This window comes from Caballeronia grimmiae (assembly GCF_022879615.1).
GTDB lineage: Bacteria > Pseudomonadota > Gammaproteobacteria > Burkholderiales > Burkholderiaceae > Caballeronia > Caballeronia grimmiae.
This window is the reverse complement of record NZ_CP084273.1, coordinates 772,883-794,598: the sequence shown is the minus strand read 5'-3', so window position 1 is coordinate 794,598 and position 21,716 is coordinate 772,883. Positions and strand designations below refer to the sequence as shown.

Sequence of the window (21,716 nt, the reverse complement as noted above, 5' to 3'; positions counted from 1 at the left end):
ATCTGCGGAAGGCATTCAAAACTATGCGGCCTTCGCCTAAAAAGACGCGATGCCCCCGGGTGTGAGTGCGGGGGCGTTTCAGTGAGACATAAAAGCGATTGACGTTGGCGTCAGCGATTCACAACCTTTTTCTGCATCGTCAGAACGACGGCCGCTGCGACGATCAACGAGGCGGCCACACAGTACAGGCCCACATCGGTGCTGTGCGTCATGTCCTTGATCCAGCCGACCAGATAAGGACTGACGAAGCCTGCGAGATTGCCGACCGAATTGATCAGCGCGATGCCCGCCGCTGCCGCCACGCCGCCGAGGAACGCGGGAGGAATCGCCCAGAACTGACACAGCGCGCCGAGAATGCCGATGGTCGCGACGGTGAGCGACGCCACCGCCAGCGCGACGTTGTGCGGCACCAGCGTACTTGCCACGAGACCCACCGCGCCGACGATCGCCGGCAGCGCGACGTGCCAGCGCCGTTCCTTGCTGCGATCCGAGCTGCGTCCCAGCAGCACCATCGCGACGGCGGCCGCGCCGTAGGGAATCATCGTCAGGAGACCGACGTTGAGCGCATCCGATACACCTGATGCCTTGATCAGCGTCGGCAGCCAGAAGCCGATGCCGTACAGCCCCATGATGATGCCGAAGTAGCACAGGCACAGCACCCACACGCGGCGATTGGTGAACGCGCCGCTCGCGCTATGCACCTCGATATGCTCCGATTCGGTCGCGAGCCCTTTCTCGAGCAGCGTCTTCTCATCGGCGCTCAGCCACTTCGCGGAGCTGATCTTGTCGTCGAGATACATCAGCACGACGAAGCCGCCGATGATCGAAGGCAACGCCTCCAGCAGAAAGAGCCACCGCCATCCCGCCATCCCGCCGACGCCGCCGAAGTTGTTCAGAATCCATCCCGACAGCGGACCGCCGATGACGCCCGCAATGGGGATGCCTGTCATGAACAACGCCGTGATCTTCGCGCGCCGCGACGACGGATACCAATACGTAAGATAAAGAATGATGCCCGGAAAGAAGCCCGCTTCCGCAACGCCGAGAAAGAAGCGCAGCGCATAGAACGCGGCCGGCGTTTTCACGAAGATCATCATGCCGGACAGCACGCCCCAACTCAGCATGATGCGCGCGATCCACTTGCGCGCGCCGAAGCGATGCAGTGCGATGTTGCTCGGCACTTCGAAGATGAAATAGCCGATGAAGAAGATGCCCGCGCCCAGGCCGTAGACGGTCTCGCTGAACTTGAGATCGGCCAGCATTTGCAGCTTTGCGAACCCGACGTTCACGCGATCGAGATAAGCAAAGACATAGCATAAGAACAGAAAGGGGATGAGCCGCCAGGTCACCTTGGCATACGTTCGATCCTCGGCATCGGTATGCGCGACGACATCGTCGTAAGTGGTTTTCAACATGATTGTCTCCGTGAATCGTCACCGGCGTGCTACATGGTCACGCCGGCTTGTGGTCCTGATGTTTGGCGGCCTACGCGCCGCCGCTCAGTGGAACATGTCGGGGTTCGTCTGCACAAGCTGCTCGTAGATCGGCTGAAAATGCAGCCAGCCGATGTATTCGCTGCCGACATTCTCGCGGCTGTAGCGCGAGCTATGCTCCGGCACCATGACGGGCTTGATGCCGGTCGCTTCGACGAGCAACTGCTGCTGGCAGCATCGCTCCAACGCGATGAACCAGAACGCCGCCGCTTCGATGCTGTGACGGCTCGCGGTCAGGAGACCGTGATTCTGGTGGATAGCAGCCTTGACGTTCTTGAAGTAATCGGCAACGGACAGGCCCGCCTTCTCTTCGACCGCGACTGCGCCAGCTTCGTCCTTGATGACGACGTGGTCCTCGAAGAATGCGGCGGCGTCCTGCGTGATCGGATCGAGCGGGCGGCCGAGCGCTGCGAACGCGGTGCCGTAGACGGTATGCGCGTGGCACATCGCGACGATATCCGGATTGGCTTCATGCACCGCGGCGTGCAGCACGAAGCCCGCGCGATTCAACGCATATTCGCCTTCGACCACCTTGCCCGCGTGATTGGCGAGAATCAGATTGGAAATCTTGACCTGCGAGAAATGCACGGCCATCGGGTTGGTCCAGTACAACTCGGGAAACTCGGGGTCGCGCACGGTCAGATGGCCGGCGAAACCATAGTCGAAGTTATGCGTCGCAAACGCGCGGCACGCTGCGACCAGACGCTCCTTGCGATGCTGACGCTCTTCCGCGAACGAATTGAAATCGGGCAGTTCGGGGAATTTCAGTCCCGCCTGTTTTGGCCGATAGATCGAATTGTTAGACGGATGGGAGATGGTGCGGCGCAGTTCAGTTTGCTTTGCGCCGGTCTGCTGTTCTTCGACGGTAACGGTCATGGTTGTTTCCGGATCGGGGCTGTTGGCACGCCCGCTAAGATAAGGAAACCAGCCTCGACCATCTACGGGCGCCGGACAATAAGATTTATCACGGGCTCATATAAATGCGGGATTACACCGCCTGCCAGGGTGGCGTTCTAAAGGCATCGACGAAATAGTCGATGAAGGCGCGGATGCGCGGCACCACCTGCCGCTCGGGTAGGTAGACGATATGAATCGCGGTATCGTCCTTCGCTTCGTACTCGCTTAGAAGCCGCACGAGTTCGCCCCGGCGGATGGCCGGCAACGCGAGATGCTCGGCAAGCCGCATGATGCCCACGCCTGCCACGCACAATTGGAATAGCGTGGTGCCGTCCGTGCTGCGGAAACCGCCGCGCACCGCCACGCGTTCGAGCTTGCCGTTGATGATGAACGGCCACTGATTGAGATGCTCGCGTGGCGATTCCCACGTCAGACATGCGTGCTTGGTGAGGCCCTGCGGCGTCACGGGCTGGCCGTGCGCGGCGAGATAGGCGGGCGAGGCTACCACGATGCGTTGCAGGTCGCACAACTTCCGGCTGCGCAGCGAGGAATCCTGTAATCGGCCCATGCGCACGGCAATATCGAAATTGTCTTCGATCAGATTGACGTTGGAATCCGACAACGAGAAGTGCACGCACACCTTCGGATAAGCCGCGAGAAAGCCGGGCAACTGAGGCACCAGTTGATCCATGCCGAAAGCATGCGGCGCGCTCACTCGCAAATTGCCAGTAGGTTCGCTCGATCGAACTTGCGCTTCCGCTTCTTCGAGGCTCTCGAGAATCTCGCTGCACGATCGAAGGAATCGTTCGCCCTCGTTCGTGAGACGCATCGTGCGTGTCGAACGATGAAGCAACTGCACGCCGAGCCGTCGTTCCAGATTGCTAATGCTTTGACTGACGAAAGGCTGGCTGACGTTGAGGACGTTCGCGGCCGCGGTGAAACCGCCCGTTTCCACGACGGTTTTGAATACTCGCATCTCCAGAAGCCTTTCATCCTTCATGAGGGCTGGTCCATGGCGGTGCGGGTTTTGTCGTGGATGTTGAACATGGGTCTGGTGTGGGCGACTTGGACCGGGCATGCGGCCAGACGCTACCGTGACGGACGGTAACACGAGTATTTGCCGGGGTCGTGAGTATCGGATTGCGGCAATGCGGTGATCTTTTCCACATTGAAGGCTGTTTGCCAGGACCGGACGTGCGATTAGCGCCGCGGTGTTCCAGTAGTCTAGCGGGCTACCGTGCGTCAATAAAAAACGTGGACGCACCATTAACACTCAAAACTGCGATGTGAGTTCCGACAAGATCATCTAAAAGCGGCGAGAGGAGCTAAGGGCCGCTCGGCTGCGGATAGAAGAAGCGTGAGCGTCGTGCACGTGCTCAAAGGCGGCGTCGTGAAAGGATGAATTGCTCCAGCTCGCTGCAGGCGTGGTCGATGTGCCGCTTCAACAGCACAGCGGCGCCTCGGAAGTCGCCGGTCTTGCACAGACGGACCAGCTCGCTGTGTTCTTCTTCCGCACGGCGGCAGCTTTCCGCGCTGAGCGAAAGTTGCAAGCGGGTGTAACGGTCAGTCTGCTGGAGAAGGCTGGTTACGATAGCCAGGGTGCGAGGCTGTTCCGCTCGGGACATCAGCAAGTCGTGCAGCCGCGTATTGAGTTCACCCCATCGCGAAAGGTGCTGTGCATGCAATTCTTGTTTGTATTCGGCCAGAATGGCATCGAGTTCAGCGAAGTCCGCTTGGGTGAGCTTGGGCGCGGACTTCTTCAGAAGGAGGGGTTCGAGCAATCCGCGGAGCATGAAGAGTTCGCTGATTTCAGCGACAGAAAGCTCAGAGACGACGGCGCCCTTATGAGGAACGATGCGGACGAGCCCTTCGCCTTCCAGTTGAACGAGTGCTTCCCGGACCGGAATCCGGCTGACGCCGAATTCTGCGGCTAACGCGTCCTGCCGAAGTTGATAGCCCTCCGGCAACTCACCGGAGATGATCTTTCGGCGAAGCGCGTCGGCTGCCTGTTCTGCGACGGTAATGGCTTGAAGCCGGGAGCTGGGCGCTGAGATACTCATGGCAAGAAACTTCCGGCGTCGGTGGACGTTATGCGTATAAAGTATATCACCGAGACTTACTATATCGAGTGAGTTTGCTCCACGGTATCGTCACCGGGTTCGGCTGGGCTTGCAGATTATTTGCCATGAGGGCGTAGTCGCAACTAAGCGCCGCAGCGTTCATCGCGGGGGCGCGACAAAAGACGGCTGTTTCGCCGGTGTGAAACTGATCGGTATGCGGATCTGAGTCCGCGATGGACACGAGTGTTCCGACCGCACGGATGCTCTGGCACGACGAGGCATTCATTTGTCAGGCGTGCCGGATCGCACTCTTGCCAGCAGACGCAGCCGATAGGCGGACCACACCGAAATCGAATTCGCGGCTGGTTAGACACACATAACGAGTCCGCCTTGCTGCTGACACCGTTGCGAGAATGTGAAGTTCGGCTCACTTGCGGCGGACACCGCGCCACGCTTCAATATCGCGAACTCGGTGGCGACACAATACTGAGTAGCCGCCCCTAAGGCTGTCGACTTAGCAGCTCGTAAGCGGCCGTCACTTAAGCCTGGTTTTCTTTCGACCAGGCCGCGTACCATGTGCGGAACAGCTTGTACTGTTCTTCCGCATAACGGCGCTGCGAGTCGCTCAACACATCGGTCTCGTTGAAATGCAGCGTGTACTCCTTGTCGCCGTTGAGCACCATCAGATATTTGTAGTACAGGACGAGGTCGGTGCCTTCGTCGAACGATGAAAGGACGCCGAGAGCCGATTCCAGTTCCCTTGCCTGCCGACGAGCGGTCACATCGCCCTTGCGCGCCTTATTGCAGAGCGCCACGAGATGCAGGACTTCTTTCGGCAGCGCATTGCCGATGCCGGTGATCGCGCCCGTCGCACCGCAATTGACAAAGCCGTGGAACACATGGGTGTCCACGCCAGCCATCAGCGTGACGTTTTCATCCTGCGACGTGATGTGCTCAGCCGCATAGCGCATATCTGCAGCGCCGCCGAATTCCTTGAATCCGACGAGGTTCGGGTACTGGCGACGCAGTTCGAAGAACAGGTCGGCACGGGTCGCGAAGCCGTAATACGGACTGTTGTAGATAACGGCCGGCAGCTTGGGAGCGGCTTCGAGAATAGCCGCGAAATGGGCCTTTTGAGCCGCAGGCGAGGAGCCGCGCGACAGCACGCGCGGGATCACCATCAAGCCCTGTGCGCCTACCTTGGCAGCATGCGCGGCATGTGACACAGCTTCCTTCGAGTTGACAGCACCTGTGCCGACGATGGTCGGGATGCCAGCCGCAACCAGGCGAGCCACACCTTCCTGACGCTGAGCTTCGGACAGCAGAGGCCAGTCTCCCATCGAGCCGCAGTAGACCACCGCGCTCATGCCCGCTTCGACCAGTTCCTTACCTTTGCGCACGAGTGCGTCGAAGTCAGGGGTGCGGTCGGCCGTGCATGGCGTCATGAGGGCCGGAATGGTACCGGTGAAGATGTTGTCGCTCATTACGATTCCTTCAGGAAGTTTGCCGGATAGTCGGAATTCCCTGCATGCTGACCGCAGAGGCGTTTGAGGAAGGCACAGCCCTTCCGCTCGACCGCCTTCGCGAAATACTAGCCGGAATGAATATTTTATACAATCCCCATCGAATGAGCGTTCTCTCCCGATTGGTCAGACGCTTGAAGTGCCACCCTCAACATGCTTCGCCGCCGGCCGCGCTCCGCCACTTGGTGAACGCGGGTGCCTTGAACATGGAATGGGTTTATGCGGCCGTTCATTGATTTCGCTCGACTTTGAGTCCGGACGACCTGAAAGTGCTCGAAGGAGGTAGCCAGTGATCCGCCGCGTCCTCCTTGATGAACATTACTTAGCTAAACGAATAAATCGGCTGACCCAGCGCCTTCGCATCGATCTCGATGCCAAGACCATGCGCCGACGGAGCCGAGCCGAAGCCGTCTCTGCTGCGCGGTTGGTAACCAGCGACGTGCTCGTTGGTCCAGTCGTTCATGAACGACACGCTCAGCAATGCCCGCTCCTTCGTGGACGCAGCCAAATGCGCCGAGGCAGCAGACACGACGTCGCCGCCCCACGTATCTTCGATGGTCATCTGAAGTCCAAGCTCTTGTCCCAGGTCACGCATCAACTTGGCCTTCGTGAGACCACCGACTTTCGAGACCTTGAGATTGAACGCTCCAGCGCCGCCTTCGCGCACTGCCCGAATGAGTGTGGCCGGGTCGTTCACGACTTCGTCGTAGACCATCGGAAGCGTCGTGTGCTTGCGCACCTCGATGCATTCTTCCATCGTCGGGCAGGGCTGCTCGAAGTAGAAGCGCGGAAGATTCTCCATCGCCCGTGCGGCGATGATTGCGTCGTTGACGCGCCAGCCGCAGTTTGCGTCACCAATGATCAGATCTTCTGGGCCGGTTGCATCGATGATGTGCTTCGCACGGATGCCATCGAGCGTCGGATCTCCTCCGATCTTGAGCTGGAACCGGTGAATGCCTTCTTCGCGTCGCGCGAGCACGGAGTTCACCATCTCTTCGGGCGAGCCGAGCGGCACAGCGAAATAAAGAGGGAAGCGCTCCTGCCGTACGCCGCCGAGCATGTCAGCGACGCTCGCACCCCAAGCCTTTCCGGTCAGATCCCAGCAAGCCACGTCAATGGGGCTTTTGGCGTATGAATGGCCCATGAGTACGGCGTCCATGGTGTCGTACACCTTCGAGATATTCGTCGGATCGAGGCCAATGAGCGCGGGGGCCAGCAGTTCGAGCGCGGCTCTCGCGCCCGACGCGTGTTGCGGCAAGTATGCAGAGCCGAGCGGGCAGACTTCTCCCCATCCTTCGTGACCGGAGTCACTGATTACACGGACCATTGTCGAGGGAAGGGAAGTGATGTCTCGACCGCCGGACATCGTGTACGTTCCGTGGATGTACGTCAGGTCGAAGTTGAACACATCAATCTTTGCGATTTTCATTTGTCTTGCCTGGTTGCGGTTGAATGCATCAGCCTACCGATGCAAGGAACGATACGGTCTCCGCTCGCTGCGGATTGCCGATGAACTGGTCCGGCGAGCCGATTTCATGGATTAGCTCGTCTTTGAACAACGCGACCCGGTCGGAGACATCGCGAGGGAAGCGGAATTCACGAGTGACGCAAATCATCGTCATTCATGCCCTCGACAGCATGCGGGGCGTGTCGAGCAACTCGCAGACGAGCATGGATTGGAGTGCGGAGGTCACCTCGTCAAGCAGAAATGTACTCCGTAGACATGGTAAGGGCGTAGTAAATTGCCATGCGGCGTTGCTGGCCGCCCGAACCCTTTGACGGAGAAAACGTCGAGCTTGGCTCCCAGGCCAACGTGACATAGCGCTACGACGCGAGTCCCGTCTTTGCTCTTGCGCGGCACCTCTCTCGTAGCCAGAGATGAGGAAGCGCATCCCATTACTGGAAGACGATGCCGATATTGCCCCTGAGCACCGATTTGAATAACTTGGCCAACACGATCTGTAAGAGCAGGGGGAGGGAGGGCGGCACATCCAGAATTGCCCCGATGATTGCATTAACGCTTGCCGGTACGATCGTTCGCAGCAGGCCGAGAAAAACGGGCATCGGCTGAACGAAATCAAGGCGCTTGCGCTCGTCATCTGGGGACGCGACGACCGCTTCATGCCGATGAATGTCGGCTGGCGTTTCGTCTGGGGCGTGGCGGATGCCAACTTGCTCATGTTGGGCCGCTGCGGACATTGAGCGCAGTGTGAGCATGCCCAGCGATTTAATCAGACCGTGCTGCCGTTTCTGACGTTGCAGTGAATCAATATGATTCGGATGCCTTATGGATTTCGTGATGCAACCTGCTGCAATTTGTCGCATCAAGGATCTCCATCGCCGGGATGCGCCAGCGCAGTGCGCCACAAGCGCGTCGCTTGGGCCGGCCTGAGTAACTCAACGCGTCGAAGCCGCGCCCGCGACGATCAACGCGACTGCAATTTGAACCGTTCGCCGCGAATACCAGCGCGGTCTACCGCAGCAATGCGGTTGCGTCCCTGGTCCTTCGCCTGATAGAGCTGCGCGTCGGTCAAATTGATGAACGCAGTGATGTCGATGCCTTCGTTCGGTGCAACGGTGCCCACGCCGAAACTGGCCGTGACGAGCTGACCGTGCGGCGAGCGCAAATGTGCGATGGCTTCGTCCGCGATCAGCATGCGGCAACGTTCGGCGACGCGCACGGCGGCATCGGCGTCGGTTTCGGGAAGCACGAGCACGAACTCCTCGCCGCCAAAGCGGCTCAGGAACGCGTTGGGCCCGGCAGCGTCGCCGAGCACGCGTGCGATGCGTTTCAGGCACTCGTCGCCTTGCAGGTGACCGTAATAGTCGTTGTAAGACTTGAAGAAATCGATGTCGACCATCACGAGCGAAAGCGGCTTTCCCGATGCTGCGGCGCTCGCCCATTCACGCGTCATCACGGTGTCGAACATGCGACGGTTGCCGACGCCCGTCAGGCTGTCGGACAACGACAGGCGTTCCAGTTCGCGCCGCATTTCGGCAAGCCGTTCCTCGGTGCGCTTGCGCTCGCTGATGTCGAACATGAAACCGATCAGCGCGTCGATCTCGCCATTGTCCTTGCGCACGACGTGGACGACGTCGCGAATCCATACATAGCCGCCGTCGGCGGTCAGTGCGCGATAGTCCGCTTCGTGATCGGCGCCCGCCTGCGATTGCGCGACGCAAAAACTCACCACGGCCTCGCGGTCGTCCGGATGCATGCGTGCGGCCCAGTCCTCGACCGTTTTCCAGGTGGACGGCGCATAGCCGAGCAGTGCTTCGATCTGCGGGCCGATGTAAGCGAACTGCATCGTCGCCCAGTCGATCTTCCACGGGATCGCCCGGGTGGATTCGAGCAGCGTGCGATACACGGCGTGATCGTCCTCGCCGAATGAGTGCCCGGGTGGTGCAAGGCTCTCCTCGTGGCGCAGAAAGGCGGCCCGAAGCGGACTGCCGGCCGAGGTCTTGTCTTCGTGACTCATCGTGATCGTCCAAATAACGCGTGAGTGCGTTAACGGCCGATTGCGGCGGTGTCTTGAACGCAGGGCAGAAAATCGGTCGAAGCAGGCTGACACTGCGTCGCCTTGACCACAAAGCAGATGAACTCTTGCCAAGCGCCGCTTTCGACGGCGGCGGGTCGATAGCGACGCTGATGACTCTGCGCATAGAGCACGCTCGGCCAAGAAACGCCATATGCCAATAGCCTGCATAAACGCGAGAGTGGGCTACACAGCCAACTACGGTTGCTCGATTCAAACGTTGGTCTACGTGTCGGAGATACTCATGCCACTTCTTCCGGGATTCAATCGTCGACGCCACCGAAACCTAAAGACTTGCACAGACCTGCCGATAAACCGAGGAGCAGCACTCTCTGCACGAGTCTCTGTCTCATCTTCCCGGGCGAAAAGTGGATACATCACAAAACGCGGCCATCAGCAGCTATTCGAACAGTCGCTCGCGGAGCTGACGTCGTATGCGATAGCCTGGTCGCTGATCGGCGTGATTGCGCTCGCCGATATCTACTGGCTGTCCAAAACAGGCTTCCGTGTCGTATTCGGCGCTTCGTCACGTACGTTCGTCGCGATCATGGCGATCGTGCTCGTTGCATGCTGGACGGACTATCGAGCCAAAGCCATTTGCAACGGCAATGCGGCGTGGAGGGCGCGCCTGCTGGATCTCGCGTTCACTGGTCGATGGATGGTCGCTCTGCTGACCTTCTGCTCGGCGACCAGCATCCTGAGCCATCTTTCGGTGGCCGTCGCGGCGCCTTTGATCGACGACCAATTGGTCAAAATCGATCAGGCAGTCGGATTCGACTGGCTCGCCTATTATCAGTGGGTACGACATCATCCCGTGTTGGTCTTCGTGCTCAATGCGGCGTATGCGAGTGGACTGGTTCAGATGATCGCCGTCCCGATGATTCTCGGATTATTGGGGCGCAGGACCGAACTCGTCCATCATATGGCGCGATTGATGATCGCGACGTTGATCTGCCTCGCAATCGCGACGCCATTCCCGGCTGCGAGCGCCTTTCTTCACTTTCACGTCCCGGATCCGGGCACCTCTGAGACGGTCTCGACGTTCTTTCCTATCCGGGAAGGCCTTCTTCGCACAATCGATTTGACCCATTCGCAAGGTCTGGTGTCGTTGCCATCGATGCATACAACGACAGCCATTCTGTTCGCCTATGCACTGCGGCGTGTGCATTTCCTTGCTCGCGCTGCGATCGCGCTCAATAGCTTGATGGTGATCTCCACCCCGACGAACGGCGGCCACTATCTTTGCGACGTAGCGGCGGGAATCATGCTGGCAGTGCTGGTGATAGTGTTGATCAACGACAGGCGCTTTCGCGGTGCTCTCGGCGATAAGCGCGCCGTTATCTCGTAGGAATTGCGTTCGGATACTGATCGACGCCGACCGATAGTCATCGAATCGAGCGTCAGGATATTGTCTCTGCGTCCTCCATTGCTGCATGGCGGTGGCGGGCAGCGCCATTGTCGAAACATCATCGACGCCCTGTCTCCTCAATAACGCTCAAGCTACGCCGCAAGCCACGGCGACCATCAACCGATAAAGCCGGCGACCGCCAGACGTCGCCATTTCGCACGGCGCAGCCCTCGATCTATGCAGAACCCAGCGAGCTTCGAACGCCCGTAACGGCCGCGCATCGGCGACTGGTCGGGCTCGAAAATTCCACACGTTACGCCTCCGATAACCCGACAACTCATTGCGCGCCGCACCATCCACGACCCTCGCAAGCAATCTCGTAAACCCGGTTGCATCCGGTTTTTGATGAGCCTATATTGCTATTCACCATCAACTATTGCGATGCGATAACCATGGATGAAGACGTTCTGTTCTCGAGTCACGGCCGCGTGGCGGTCATCACGCTAAATCGCCCGGAGCGCCTCAATGCCTGGACGACGCCGATGCGCAACAAGATCATCGACGCGCTCGATCGCTACAACGACGACGATGAAGTCGCCGCGATCATCATGACGGGCGCGGGCAATCGCGCGTTCTCGGCAGGACAGGACCTGTCCGAAGCGCACGATTTCGACGGCGAGCGCGCGGTGGAATGGGTCAAGGAATGGCAGCGCTATTACGCCGCGCTGCGTGGCCTGAAGAAACCGCTGGTCATGGCGCTCAACGGCACGGCCGCAGGCTCGGCGTTCCAGGTCGCGCTGCTCGGCGATATCCGCGTCGGTCATCCGGGCGTGCGCATGGGCCAGCCGGAAATCAATGCGGGCATCGCCAGCACGACAGGTCCCTGGATCATGAATTCGATGCTCGGCATGTCGCGCACGATCGAACTCACGCTTACCGGACGCCTGATGGACGCGGAGGAATGCCATCGCATCGGTCTGATGCATCACCTCGTGCCGGAGGAGAAGGTGTTCGAGAAGGCGCTCGAGATCGCCACCGAGCTCGCCGACAAGCCGCCGGTCGCGATGCGGCTCGACAAGCAGCGTTTCCGCGAAATGACGGAGCCCGGTTTCGTCGACTGCATAGAAGCGGGCATGCGCATTCAGCGTGAAGCGTACGACTCGGGCGAGCCGGCACGCATGATGGAAGCGTTCTTCAAAAAGCGCGCCAAGTGAGTCGGGCGGAAGCCGAGCCGGTCCTCTTAATCGCAGTGCGGGAGACGTGAACATGACGCAAGACTTCAACCCGACGCGCCGCCGCATCCTGCACGGTGCGGGCGCGCTCGCCGTAGCCAGCGCAATGCCGATCGTCGCGCGTGCGCAAAGCAAGCAGATCGTGGTGTCGGACCCGGGCGGCCCGTACACGACGGCTTATCGCGAGGCGTTCTACGATCCGTTCGAGAAAGCCACCGGCATCAAGGTGGTGAGCGTCGCGCGCGAGTCGCAGCCCGTCGCGCAGTTCGCGGCGATGGTGCAAACCAAAAACTATGTCTGGGACGTCACCACGCTCACGCTGTCCGCCGACATCCCGTATCTCGAGTCGAAGGGTTTGCTCGAACCGATCGGCCTGAAGCCGAGCGAGTTCCCGGACGTCATGCCGGAAGCGATCACTCCGAACTGGCTCGGCGTCGACGTGTATTCGACGGTGCTGGCCTATCGTGCGGACAAGTTCAAGGACAACGGCCCTAAATCGTGGGCGGACTTCTGGGACGTGAAGAAGTTTCCCGGCCGCCGCAGCTTGCGCCGCAGTCCGCTCGACACGCTGGAGCAGGCGCTGCTCGCCGATGGCGTGCCGCTCGACAAGCTTTATCCGCTCGACGTGGACCGCGCTTTCAAGAGCCTCGACAAGATCAAGCCGCACATCAGCATCTGGTGGACCTCCGGCGCGCAGGCGATGCAGGCGATCCAGAGCGGCGACGTCGACCTGATATCGACCTGGAACGGCCGCGCTCAGGCTGCGAAGGATGCGGGCGCGCCCGTGACGATCGTGTGGAACCAGGGCCTGTATTCCATCGAAGGATGGGGCATTCCAAAGGGCACGCCGCGCGCGGAGGCCGCCAAGCAGTTCGTGCGGTTCTGCGCCGATGCGAAACGTCAGGCGTTGCTCACACGCACGCTCGCCTACGGCCCGACCAACAAGCGCGCGTTCGACACCATCAGCAAGGAGCGCGCGCCGCTCTTGCCGACCGCGCCGGACAACATCAAGGAGATGAAGCTGCCGAGTCCGCAATGGTGGGAAGCGAATCGTCAGACGGTGACCGAACGATTCAACTCGTGGATCATTTCCTGAGGGGCGGCTCATGAGCTCGAAACTCGAGGCGATCGGCATCGCCAAGCGCTATGGCGACACGACGGCACTGGAACCGACGGACCTCACCGTGCAGGCGGGCGAGTTCCTGACGCTGCTCGGTCCCTCCGGTTCGGGCAAGACCACGCTGCTGCAGATGATCTCCGGCCTCGTCGCACCGAGCGCGGGACGCATCGAAATCGATGGCCGCGACGTGACGCACATGGAGCCGGGCAAGCGCGGCATCGGCATGGTGTTTCAGAGCTATGCGCTGTTTCCGCACATGAGCGTGTGGGACAACGTCGCGTATGGGTTGCGCATGCGCCGCAAGTCACGCGAGGAAGTGCGCACGGCCGTCGAGGAATCGCTCGGGATGGTGCGCATGACGGAATTCGCCAGGCGCTTTCCGAAGGAGCTGTCCGGCGGACAGCAGCAACGGATCGCGCTGGCGCGCTGCTTCGCCTATCGCCCGTCGGTGATTCTGCTCGACGAGCCGCTCGGCGCACTCGACAAAAAACTGCGCGAGCACATGCAGGCCGAGATTCGCCGCCTGCACAAGGAACTCGGCGCGACCTTCGTCTACGTGACGCACGACCAGGACGAAGCGCTCACGCTCTCCGACCGCATCTGCCTGATGAACCAGGCGCGCGTCGAACAGGTGGGCACGCCCGCCGATCTCTACGACCGTCCCGCCTCGCGTTTCGCGGCGGGTTTCATCGGTCACTCGAATCTGCTGGAAGGCGCGCTCGACGAGGCGCGCGGCGTGAGCGGCGAGCCGATCCTGCTCGCGGCGGGCGGCCGCATTCCGTTGCCGCTCGGCGCGTCGATCAAGCCCGCCGCGCGCCATACGCTGCTGGTGCGTCCCGAGGCGCCGCGTCTGGTCGAACCGCAAAGCGGTTTCGTCGATGGCACGATCTCCGAGGTCGTGTTCTTCGGCAGCGACACGCGCGTGCAACTCGCGATGAGCGACGGCAGCGCGCTCACCGTGCGTTGCGAACGCAGCGTGAGCCCGCGTATCGGCGATCGGGTGGGTCTCGTGTGGGATCCGTATCGTACGACGCTGCTGCACGCCTGAGGACACGCCATGACCATTGCACTGCATGCGCACCGCGAGAGCGACGCGTCGCGGCGCGGCCGCTCGGTGTGGATCGCGCGCACGCTGCGCATCCTGCCGATCGTGCCGACGCTCGTCTTCCTGCTCGTGTTTTTCATCGTGCCGGTGGGCGAGATTCTGCAAGGCGGGCTCGTCAGCGCGGAAGGGCACATCGGTCTGGCGCAGTTCGAGCGCATCGCGCGCACGCCGGTCTATGCGAAGGTGCTGGGCATCACCTTCGGCATCTCGTTCATGACGGCCGCGCTGTCGATCCTGCTCGGCTATCCGGTCGCCTACATGTTGAGCCGTCTGTCGGAGCGCGTGCGCGAACGCTGGCTGCTGTGGATCATGCTGCCGTTCTGGACCAGCTACCTCGTCAAGACCTATGCGTGGATGCTGCTGCTGTCCAAGACCGGCGTGCTCTCGACAATCGCGCTATCGCTTGGCCTCGTGCACGAGACGAACGGCACGATTCCATCGCTGACGGGCGTGCTCATCGGCATGGTGCATTCGATGCTGCCGCTCGCCGTGATGACCATGCTTCCGGTGATGCGCGGCATCGACGAGCGCTTCGCGCAGGCCGCCGAAACGCTCGGCGCGGATCGCAGCACGAGCTTCTTCACGGTGTTTCTGCCGCTGTCGTCGCCGGGCGTGGCGGCGGCTGGCTTGCTGGTGTTCATCTCGAGCCTCGGCTTCTTCATCGTGCCGGCGCTGCTCGGATCGCCGAAAGAAACCATGGTCGCGCAGCTCGTTATTTCGTCGGTCCTCGAACTGTTCGACATGAGATTCGCCGGCGCGCTCTCGACCGTGCTGCTGGTCTGTTCCATCGTCATCTTCTTCGTCTATGACCGCATGGTGGGGCTCACGTCGCTGACGGGCGAAGTCACCGAGCGTTCGCGCGGCTCGCGCGCCGCCGGATTCAGGCTTGCCGTGCTCATCGCGGCAGGGCGCCTCTTCGCGCCGTTCATGATGCGTCGCAAGGTACACGTCGATACGACCGCCCGCGCCGCGAGCCCGCTCGGGCTTTACACGTGCGTCATCATGGCGATGCTGGTGTTGCCGGTGCTGTCGGTCATTCGCTATGCGTTCACGAAGACCGATTACATCGCCTTTCCGCCGAAGCTCTTCAGCGCCCGATGGTTCGGCGCCTTTCTCGAGTCGCCCGTGTGGCACAGCGCGGTCGTGCGTTCGTTCGAGGTGGGTCTCGGCACCGCGTTGCTGTCGCTTCTGCTCGGCTTCGGCGCGACGCTCGCAATGACGCGCATGTCGCGCCGCGTCAGCAAGCCGGTGTTCGCGCTGCTGGTTGCGCCGTTGATCGTGCCGCGCATCGTCGTGGCGGTCGGGCTTCTCTATCTGTTCGGACGGTTCGGGCTGACGGGCACCAACCTCGGCCTTGTGATCGGTCATACGGTGCTCGCGATTCCCTATGTGGTCGTCACGCTTGCGGCGGGTTTCCAGCGGTTCGACTGGCGGCTCGACGATGCCGCCCGCGTGATGGGCGCATCGCCCTTGCGGCGCATCACGTCGATCGTGCTGCCGCTCCTGATGGCGAGCGTCACCGCTGCATTCCTGTTCGCGTTCCTCGTCTCGTTCGACGATCTCACCATCGCCATCTTCGTGAGCGGCGGCATCAATTCGACGCTGCCCAAGCAGATGTGGGACGACATCCAGCTCGCGGTCACGCCGACGCTCGCGGCGGTGTCGACCACGCTCGTCGTCCTGATCGCGCTGGTGGTCGCCGTTTCCTCCTGGCTCAAGCGCCGCGCGCGCTGACTTGCTTCAGACATGCATCGATACTCCGAATACTTCGCCCATCGCCATGCCGACGACGAACTCGATTGCGCGCCGCTGCTGGCCGCAGGCTTGCGCGCCGCGCCCGGGCGCACCGTCGTTCACTTCGACGAACACGCGATCACCTGCGAGGAAGCGTCGCGGCATATCGCGCAATTGCAGCGCTGGTTCGCCGATGCCGGTCTCGTTGCGAGCGACCGCGTCGCGGTCATGCTCGGCAACAGCGTCGAGCATATCCACCTGATCTACGCGCTCGTGCTGAGCGGCCTGGTCTGGGTGCCGGTCAACACGAAACTGCGCGCCGCGGGCCTCGAATATCTGCTGCAACACGCGGAGCCGAAGCTGCTCGTCATCGACGATGAATTCGATGACGTGACCGCCGGTATCGATTGCGGCGAGGCGCGCCGCATGCGGCTGCCTGCGTTCGATGCGAGCGATACGAACGATGCCTTCGCGACGCCCGCCATCGCCGTGGACGATCCGCTGTGCATCATCTATACGTCGGGCACGACGGGCGCACCGAAAGGCGTGGTGTTCACGCATCGCATGATGCGCATTGCAAGCGAGGCCGCGTTGCGCGTCGCCGATGTGCGCGCGGGCGACCGGCTGTTCCTGTGGGAGCCGCTGTGTCATATCGGCGGCGCGCAAATGCTGCTGCTGCCGTTCCTCGAAGCGGTCACGCTGCATGCGGTGCCGCGCTTTTCGGCTTCGCGCTTCTGGCCGCAAGTCGAGCGCGCGGGCGCGACGCAACTGCATTATCTTGGCGGCGTGCTCGACATCCTCATGCAGTTGCCCGAATCCGCGCAGCCCGAGGCGCATACCTTGCGCGTCGCATGGGGCGCGGGTGTCAGCGCCGCAGCGTGGGAAGCGGTGCAGGCGCGCCTGAAAGTGCGCCTGCGCGAGTGCTACGGCATGACCGAATGCTCCAGCTTCGCGACCATGAACGTGTCGGGCAAGCCAGGTTCGATCGGCCGCGCGCTGCCGTGGATCGAAGTCGAATTGCTCGATGAGAACGGCCTTCCGGCGAAAGCGGGCGAAGCCGGTGAGATCGTGCTGTCGAGCAAGGTGGAAGGCACGTTCCTGCCCGCCTATCTGAAGAACCCCGATGCGACGCGGGCCGCCTTGCGCAACGGCAAGCTGCACACCGGCGACCGCGCGCGTCGCGACGCCGATGGCGACCTCTTCTTCATCGGCCGGCAGACGGACAGCATGCGCGTGCGCGGCGAGAATGTATCTGCGTGGGAAATCGAGCGCGTCTTCGCGGCACATCCGGCTGTGCGCGCGAGCGCGGCGATCGGCGTGGCGTCGAGCATCGGCGAGCAGGACATCTTGCTCAACGTGCAGTTCAACGATGCACCGGTCGAATGGGAAAGCCTGCACGCGTGGGCGCGCGAGCGGCTCGCGAGTTTCCAGTTGCCTCGTTATTACCGCGCGGTGCCGGGCTTCGAACTGACGGCGAGCGAACGCATCCGCAAGCATCTTTTGCCGCGCAACGTCGAGGACGCATGGGACCGGCTCGCGGCCTTGCGCTCATGACTATCGCATTTAAATGGCCGGTTGGCGCTATGTGATAATTCTCCATCCGCACCGAACGACATGACAGCAATGAGCGACGAGTTCAAGAACACAGCCACGCGCAGGCGCCGAGTGCCCGCAAGACAAGCGGGCGGTGATTCGGCGGACCCGAGCGCATCTTCACTGTACGTGCAGTCCGTGGAAAAGGCGATGAAGGTGTTGACCGCCTTCGACGGCACCAAGCGGCAACTGTCGCTGTCGGAGATCGCGTCGCTGACGGGCTTCGACATGAGCGCGACGCAGCGCTTCACCTATACGCTCAGCGCGCTCGGCTATCTCTTGAAGGATGCGGACAGCCGCAAGTACGAACTGTCGCCGCGCCTTCTGGACTTCACGTACCACTATCTGACGTCCAACGACCTCGTCAGCCGGGCGACACCGTATCTTCAGCAACTCGGCTCGGAGACAGAAGAGGCGACCAATCTCACGGTACTGGACGACACGGACATCGTCTTCGTGCTCCGTATCGTGAGCCGCAACGTTTTCAATGCGCATGTCATCACCGGCTCGCGTTTGCCGGCGTATTGCACCGCGCCCGGTCTTGCCATTCTCGCGACGTTCCACGACGGCGACATCGACGACATTCTCTCGCGCTCGAATCTCGTGCCTTACACGGCATCGACGGTTTATCAGCCGCGCAAGATCAAGGAGCGCATCGCGCAGATACGCAAGCAGGGTTACGCGCATACGGAGGATGAATACTTCGTCAGCGACATCTCGACGGCTGCTGCGATCACCAATGCGCGCGGGCGCGGCATCGGCGCGGTGAACATCGCGGTGGCGCGCTCTCGATGGAAGGCGGATCGCGATGAACGTCGCGTCGCCGATCTGGTCATCTCGACGGCATCGGCCATTTCGACGCGCAGACGCGTGGAATAGGCAAGGCGGCTCGGACTTGCGACGGTCGCGCTAGCGGGCTCCGTCGCCTGTCTGCCGTTCGCGGCAAGGAGCGGTCTGTTGCTGCTCGTCGACCTTGAAATCCGCCATATCCTCGTGCACGAGTTCGAGAAAAGCCTCGACCACGGGATTGGCCTGCGGCGTCTGCGGATAGAGCGTGAAGCCGCGAAACCATATCTCCGGCGCGAACTGCCGGAACACGATGCGGGCCGGATCGGCATCCACGGTCGCGAGCGGATTGACGATGCCCACGCCCGTGCCCCGCGTGACGAGCGCGGTGCGGGTATCGTCCGCATAGGAAGGCAGGATTAGCCGCTCACCGCGCAAGTCGGCCGCCCCAATCCGCTCGCGCGCCGCAAGCGCATGCCGCGCCGGCAACGCGCATAGCCCCGCGAGCGTGTAAAGCTCGACGCTCGTCACGCCGAACGCATCGGGCGTGATGGTCGCGAAACCCACGTCGCAATGTCCGGACGACACCCAGCGCTGGATCGTGCTCTCGCTGCGCATTTCGAGCGACACGGCGACGCGCGGGTGTGCGTCCACGAAGCGCCCGATCACGGCAGGCAGAAAGGATGCTTGCCTTCTGCGCTCGGCGTTCGCGCCCTGCGAACCAACAAGTAGCACGAACATTCTGAAACGACGCATTGGGCCGGAATTGAGCTTGGTCATCCTCAAGATTGAAGTATCTCTTGGAAGTCACGCATGGCCGCCTAAAATTCAGCGTGCCCCTCAATGAGATTCAAGCGAACCTGGAGCTAAGCGATGAAGACGATCAATGTGCTCAGACTTGCCGCGATCGCCCTGGCGACCGTGTTTTCAGTCAACGTTTGGTCGCAAACGGCCGGCACCACCGCCGCCTCCGCAGGCGCGCCGTCGGCGAGTGCGGGAATGTCGAAGAAGCAGATTCGTACAGCCAACAGGGCGCTGAGCCGGAAAGTGTCCCAGGCGCTTCAAAAAGGCGGCGTTCAGACGAACGGTATCAGCGTAAACGCGAAAAACGGCGTAATCACGCTCAGCGGGCACGCTGCCGATCAGACCCAAATCGACAAGGCCGCCGCTATTGCGAAAACCGTGGATGGCGTCTCGTCGGTGAAGAACGTTCTGACGGTCCAGTATGGAGGGCAGTAAGCCCCACGCCGCCAGGGACTGAGGATTCCATCTCACCACCTCGTGAATCCTGGAGCGAGTCCCCTTTGTTCTGTACAGCGAAGATTGATCAGGCCGACGCTCTATGACGCGCCGTCTGGGCTGACACCGCTGCCCTGGGGAAGGGGTTCGCCGTCCCGGCTTTCATGGTGCGTACCGTCGCGCTCGCACCCATCTTTCCATCGGCCTTCAGCCGACTTTCAAGCCGATTCGCTCAATGCGGGTTCATTGGCGATCTGCTTGACGACCGCCTCCATTAGGCCCGGAAAGCGCGCATCCAGCTCGGCGCGCCGCAATGAATTCTGATGCACGGTGCCGGCAACACGCGTGCGTACCAGCCCAGCTTCGCGCAGGATCCGGAAATGATGGGAGACGCTCGACTTGGGGCGTCCACCGTCGAGGTCGCCGCAGGTGGCTTCGTCGACCGTTGAAAGTCGACGGACGATCTCAAGGCGCACCGGGTCGCTAAGCGCGTGGAAGAGGCGCGCGAGCGTGAAGTCCTCGGCGCCAGGATGGGAATAAGTGCGCATTGTGCAAAGGGTAGAAGTTTCTGCCATACTCAATAGTTCGATATTCATCGAACTAACGTACAAGCCTTATCCAGAGGAGTTTAGCCTGATGTCCGCATTATTTCAGCCCTACAAGCTCAAGGACGTTTCCCTACGCAACCGCATCGCAATTCCGCCGATGTGCCAGTACACCGCCGAAGACGGTCTGATCAACGACTGGCACCGCGTGCACCTGGCAGGTCTCGCACGCGGGGGCGCGGGGCTGGTGATCGTCGAGGCAACCGCGGTGTCGCCCGAGGGCCGGATCACACCGGGCTGTGCGGGCATCTGGACTGACGAGCAGGCGCATGCGTTCGCGCCCGTGGTCGCATCGATCAAGGCAGCGGGCGCCGTGCCGGGCATTCAGATCGGTCACGCGGGCCGCAAAGCCAGCGCGAACCGGCCGTGGGAAGGTGACGACCACATCGCCGACAGCGATCCCCGGGGCTGGGCGACCCTCGCTCCGTCGGCGATCGCCTTCGGCGGTGGCCTGTCGAAAGTGCCGAAAGCGATGACGCTCGACGACATCGCACGCGTTCGCGAAGACTTCGTCGCCGCTGCCAGGCGCGCGCTCGAGGCCGGCTTCGAATGGCTCGAGTTGCACTTCGCGCACGGCTACCTCGGCCAGAGCTTCTTTTCCACGCATTCCAATCAACGCGACGACGCATACGGGGGCAGCCTCGAGAACCGCAGCCGCTTCCTGCTGGAAACGCTGGCCGCCGTACGCAAGGTATGGCCTGAGCATCTTCCGTTGACGGCGCGATTCGGCGTGATCGAGTACGACGGACGCGACGAAGAAACCCTCGCTGAGTCGATTGAACTGGCGAAGAACTTCAAGCGCGAAGGGCTTGATATGCTCAGTGTCAGCGTGGGCTTTTCCACGCCGAAGGCGGCCATCCCGTGGGCGCCGGCATTTCTCGCGCCGATCGCGGAGCGTGTGCGCCGCGAGGCTGGCATTGCCGTCTCATCGGCGTGGGGCATCGATACGCCGGAACTGGCCGACCGCTCCGTCAAGAACGGTCAGCTGGACCTGGTGATGGTCGGGCGCGCGCATCTGGCCGATCCGCATTGGCCGTACCACGCGGCGCGCAAGCTGGGTATTGAACGACCGTCTTGGACGCTGCCGGCGCCTTACGCGCATTGGCTCGAACGTTACGCGGTTGCTTGATTGAAATCGACGCCGATCACGGCGGTTTCTGCTGATCCAACCGGCGGCGCACGCGTCGGGTTGGCGTTCCTCGCGTAATCGTGAGATGGGTCGCGCTGCGGGCACATGCCTGCAGCGCGACTCTATACATTGCGGATACCTTGGGTAAACAAAGCTGCACGGTTCGGATGCACTCCATGCAAGCATCTCCGGTCGGACGCTAATGCCGCGAAACGAACCGGGAACTCATGCGCTTGCCGGTTGCCGGCGTCCTCGGGCACGGGTTTTCGAGCAGGAACAGTGTGTCGGCCTCGGACAGACCGTCCAGCGGATGGAA

The 21,716-nt window shown here is 61.6% G+C and carries 17 protein-coding genes and 3 pseudogenes; 10 read left to right on the top strand and 10 right to left on the bottom strand.

Going from position 1 to position 21,716, the window contains the following annotated elements; translation table 11 throughout:
• Positions 1-110 precede the first annotated feature (110 nt).
• The 7 genes and pseudogenes from LDZ21_RS22875 to LDZ21_RS22845 all read right to left on the bottom strand — a co-directional run.
• Positions 111-1,415, bottom strand: coding sequence for an MFS transporter (locus LDZ21_RS22875; protein WP_244796247.1), 1,305 nt, complete (start codon positions 1,413-1,415; stop codon positions 111-113).
• A gap of 84 nt (positions 1,416-1,499) precedes the next feature.
• Entirely contained in the window at positions 1,500-2,369 is an 870-nt protein-coding gene (locus LDZ21_RS22870; RefSeq protein WP_244796246.1) for a class II aldolase/adducin family protein, read from the bottom strand.
• Positions 2,370-2,481: 112 nt separating this feature from the next.
• Positions 2,482-3,390 carry a LysR family transcriptional regulator gene (locus LDZ21_RS22865; protein WP_244796245.1) on the bottom strand — a complete coding sequence of 303 codons (909 nt, stop codon included), beginning with the start codon at positions 3,388-3,390 and terminating at the stop codon, positions 2,482-2,484.
• Between the two features lie 376 nt (positions 3,391-3,766).
• Positions 3,767-4,450 (bottom strand): GntR family transcriptional regulator, encoded by a 684-nt coding sequence (locus LDZ21_RS22860; RefSeq protein WP_244796244.1) that lies wholly within the window; start codon positions 4,448-4,450, stop codon positions 3,767-3,769.
• Positions 4,451-4,989: 539 nt separating this feature from the next.
• The gene (locus LDZ21_RS22855) at positions 4,990-5,934 is read right to left on the bottom strand and encodes a dihydrodipicolinate synthase family protein (RefSeq protein ID WP_244796243.1); all 945 of its coding nucleotides are present in this window, start codon (positions 5,932-5,934) and stop codon (positions 4,990-4,992) included.
• 361 nt (positions 5,935-6,295) lie between these two features.
• Positions 6,296-7,402 (bottom strand): mandelate racemase/muconate lactonizing enzyme family protein, encoded by a 1,107-nt coding sequence (locus tag LDZ21_RS22850; protein ID WP_244796242.1) that lies wholly within the window; start codon positions 7,400-7,402, stop codon positions 6,296-6,298.
• A gap of 28 nt (positions 7,403-7,430) precedes the next feature.
• Positions 7,431-7,902 (bottom strand): annotated as a pseudogene (locus LDZ21_RS22845) (ATP-binding cassette domain-containing protein); the annotation flags it as partial.
• Between the two features lie 129 nt (positions 7,903-8,031).
• Between LDZ21_RS22845 and LDZ21_RS22840 the strand changes: the two are divergent.
• Positions 8,032-8,175: pseudogene (locus tag LDZ21_RS22840) on the top strand (2-hydroxy-6-oxo-6-phenylhexa-2,4-dienoate hydrolase); the annotation flags it as partial.
• A gap of 224 nt (positions 8,176-8,399) precedes the next feature.
• Here LDZ21_RS22840 and LDZ21_RS22835 read toward each other — a convergent pair.
• The gene (locus tag LDZ21_RS22835; protein WP_244796241.1) at positions 8,400-9,452 is read right to left on the bottom strand and encodes a GGDEF domain-containing protein; all 1,053 of its coding nucleotides are present in this window, start codon (positions 9,450-9,452) and stop codon (positions 8,400-8,402) included.
• Between the two features lie 301 nt (positions 9,453-9,753).
• Here LDZ21_RS22835 and LDZ21_RS22830 point away from each other — a divergent pair, with 301 nt between their 5' ends.
• The 7 genes from LDZ21_RS22830 to LDZ21_RS22800 all read left to right on the top strand — a co-directional run bounded on the left by LDZ21_RS22830 (position 9,754) and on the right by LDZ21_RS22800 (position 18,520).
• Positions 9,754-10,857 carry a phosphatase PAP2 family protein gene (locus LDZ21_RS22830; RefSeq protein WP_244796240.1) on the top strand — a complete coding sequence of 368 codons (1,104 nt, stop codon included), beginning with the start codon at positions 9,754-9,756 and terminating at the stop codon, positions 10,855-10,857.
• A gap of 452 nt (positions 10,858-11,309) precedes the next feature.
• The gene (locus LDZ21_RS22825; protein WP_244796742.1) at positions 11,310-12,071 is read left to right on the top strand and encodes an enoyl-CoA hydratase/isomerase family protein; all 762 of its coding nucleotides are present in this window, start codon (positions 11,310-11,312) and stop codon (positions 12,069-12,071) included.
• A gap of 52 nt (positions 12,072-12,123) precedes the next feature.
• Positions 12,124-13,185 (top strand): ABC transporter substrate-binding protein, encoded by a 1,062-nt coding sequence (locus tag LDZ21_RS22820; RefSeq protein ID WP_244796239.1) that lies wholly within the window; start codon positions 12,124-12,126, stop codon positions 13,183-13,185.
• A gap of 10 nt (positions 13,186-13,195) precedes the next feature.
• Positions 13,196-14,257 (top strand): ABC transporter ATP-binding protein, encoded by a 1,062-nt coding sequence (locus tag LDZ21_RS22815; protein WP_244796238.1) that lies wholly within the window; start codon positions 13,196-13,198, stop codon positions 14,255-14,257.
• Between the two features lie 9 nt (positions 14,258-14,266).
• Positions 14,267-16,048, top strand: a complete 1,782-nt coding sequence (locus tag LDZ21_RS22810; protein WP_244796237.1) for an ABC transporter permease subunit — start codon at positions 14,267-14,269, stop codon at positions 16,046-16,048.
• Positions 16,049-16,060: 12 nt separating this feature from the next.
• A complete protein-coding gene (locus LDZ21_RS22805; protein ID WP_244796236.1) occupies positions 16,061-17,602 on the top strand; it encodes an AMP-binding protein in 1,542 nt (513 codons plus the stop codon).
• Positions 17,603-17,671: 69 nt separating this feature from the next.
• Positions 17,672-18,520, top strand: a complete 849-nt coding sequence (locus LDZ21_RS22800) for an IclR family transcriptional regulator (protein WP_244796235.1) — start codon at positions 17,672-17,674, stop codon at positions 18,518-18,520.
• Positions 18,521-18,550: 30 nt separating this feature from the next.
• Here the strand turns inward: LDZ21_RS22800 and LDZ21_RS22795 are convergent.
• Positions 18,551-19,111, bottom strand: a pseudogene (locus tag LDZ21_RS22795) (LysR substrate-binding domain-containing protein); the annotation flags it as partial.
• A gap of 189 nt (positions 19,112-19,300) precedes the next feature.
• On the opposite strand from LDZ21_RS22795, the gene LDZ21_RS22790 reads away from it, so the two are divergent.
• Entirely contained in the window at positions 19,301-19,666 is a 366-nt protein-coding gene (locus LDZ21_RS22790; RefSeq protein WP_244796234.1) for a BON domain-containing protein, read from the top strand.
• A 218-nt stretch (positions 19,667-19,884) separates the two neighbouring features.
• Here LDZ21_RS22790 and LDZ21_RS22785 read toward each other — a convergent pair whose 3' ends face one another.
• Positions 19,885-20,214 (bottom strand): ArsR/SmtB family transcription factor, encoded by a 330-nt coding sequence (locus LDZ21_RS22785; RefSeq protein WP_244796233.1) that lies wholly within the window; start codon positions 20,212-20,214, stop codon positions 19,885-19,887.
• Positions 20,215-20,302: 88 nt separating this feature from the next.
• Here LDZ21_RS22785 and LDZ21_RS22780 point away from each other — a divergent pair, with 88 nt between their 5' ends.
• Positions 20,303-21,400, top strand: a complete 1,098-nt coding sequence (locus tag LDZ21_RS22780; protein ID WP_244796741.1) for an NADH:flavin oxidoreductase/NADH oxidase — start codon at positions 20,303-20,305, stop codon at positions 21,398-21,400.
• Positions 21,401-21,716 lie beyond the last annotated feature (316 nt).

Excerpts from the sequence above, each read along its gene's own strand:
- LDZ21_RS22875 (WP_244796247.1), bottom strand. The coding sequence starts at position 1,415 with ATGTTGAAAACCACTTACGACGATGTCGTCGCGCATACCGATGCCGAG.
- LDZ21_RS22870 (WP_244796246.1), bottom strand. The coding sequence starts at position 2,369 with ATGACCGTTACCGTCGAAGAACAGCAGACCGGCGCAAAGCAAACTGAA.
- LDZ21_RS22865 (WP_244796245.1), bottom strand. The coding sequence starts at position 3,390 with ATGAAGGATGAAAGGCTTCTGGAGATGCGAGTATTCAAAACCGTCGTG.
- LDZ21_RS22860 (WP_244796244.1), bottom strand. The coding sequence starts at position 4,450 with ATGAGTATCTCAGCGCCCAGCTCCCGGCTTCAAGCCATTACCGTCGCA.
- LDZ21_RS22855 (WP_244796243.1), bottom strand. The coding sequence starts at position 5,934 with ATGAGCGACAACATCTTCACCGGTACCATTCCGGCCCTCATGACGCCA.
- LDZ21_RS22850 (WP_244796242.1), bottom strand. The coding sequence starts at position 7,402 with ATGAAAATCGCAAAGATTGATGTGTTCAACTTCGACCTGACGTACATC.
- LDZ21_RS22835 (WP_244796241.1), bottom strand. The coding sequence starts at position 9,452 with ATGAGTCACGAAGACAAGACCTCGGCCGGCAGTCCGCTTCGGGCCGCC.
- LDZ21_RS22830 (WP_244796240.1), top strand. The coding sequence starts at position 9,754 with ATGCCACTTCTTCCGGGATTCAATCGTCGACGCCACCGAAACCTAAAG.
- LDZ21_RS22825 (WP_244796742.1), top strand. The coding sequence starts at position 11,310 with ATGGATGAAGACGTTCTGTTCTCGAGTCACGGCCGCGTGGCGGTCATC.
- LDZ21_RS22820 (WP_244796239.1), top strand. The coding sequence starts at position 12,124 with ATGACGCAAGACTTCAACCCGACGCGCCGCCGCATCCTGCACGGTGCG.
- LDZ21_RS22815 (WP_244796238.1), top strand. The coding sequence starts at position 13,196 with ATGAGCTCGAAACTCGAGGCGATCGGCATCGCCAAGCGCTATGGCGAC.
- LDZ21_RS22810 (WP_244796237.1), top strand. The coding sequence starts at position 14,267 with ATGACCATTGCACTGCATGCGCACCGCGAGAGCGACGCGTCGCGGCGC.
- LDZ21_RS22805 (WP_244796236.1), top strand. The coding sequence starts at position 16,061 with ATGCATCGATACTCCGAATACTTCGCCCATCGCCATGCCGACGACGAA.
- LDZ21_RS22800 (WP_244796235.1), top strand. The coding sequence starts at position 17,672 with ATGAGCGACGAGTTCAAGAACACAGCCACGCGCAGGCGCCGAGTGCCC.
- LDZ21_RS22790 (WP_244796234.1), top strand. The coding sequence starts at position 19,301 with ATGAAGACGATCAATGTGCTCAGACTTGCCGCGATCGCCCTGGCGACC.
- LDZ21_RS22785 (WP_244796233.1), bottom strand. The coding sequence starts at position 20,214 with ATGCGCACTTATTCCCATCCTGGCGCCGAGGACTTCACGCTCGCGCGC.
- LDZ21_RS22780 (WP_244796741.1), top strand. The coding sequence starts at position 20,303 with ATGTCCGCATTATTTCAGCCCTACAAGCTCAAGGACGTTTCCCTACGC.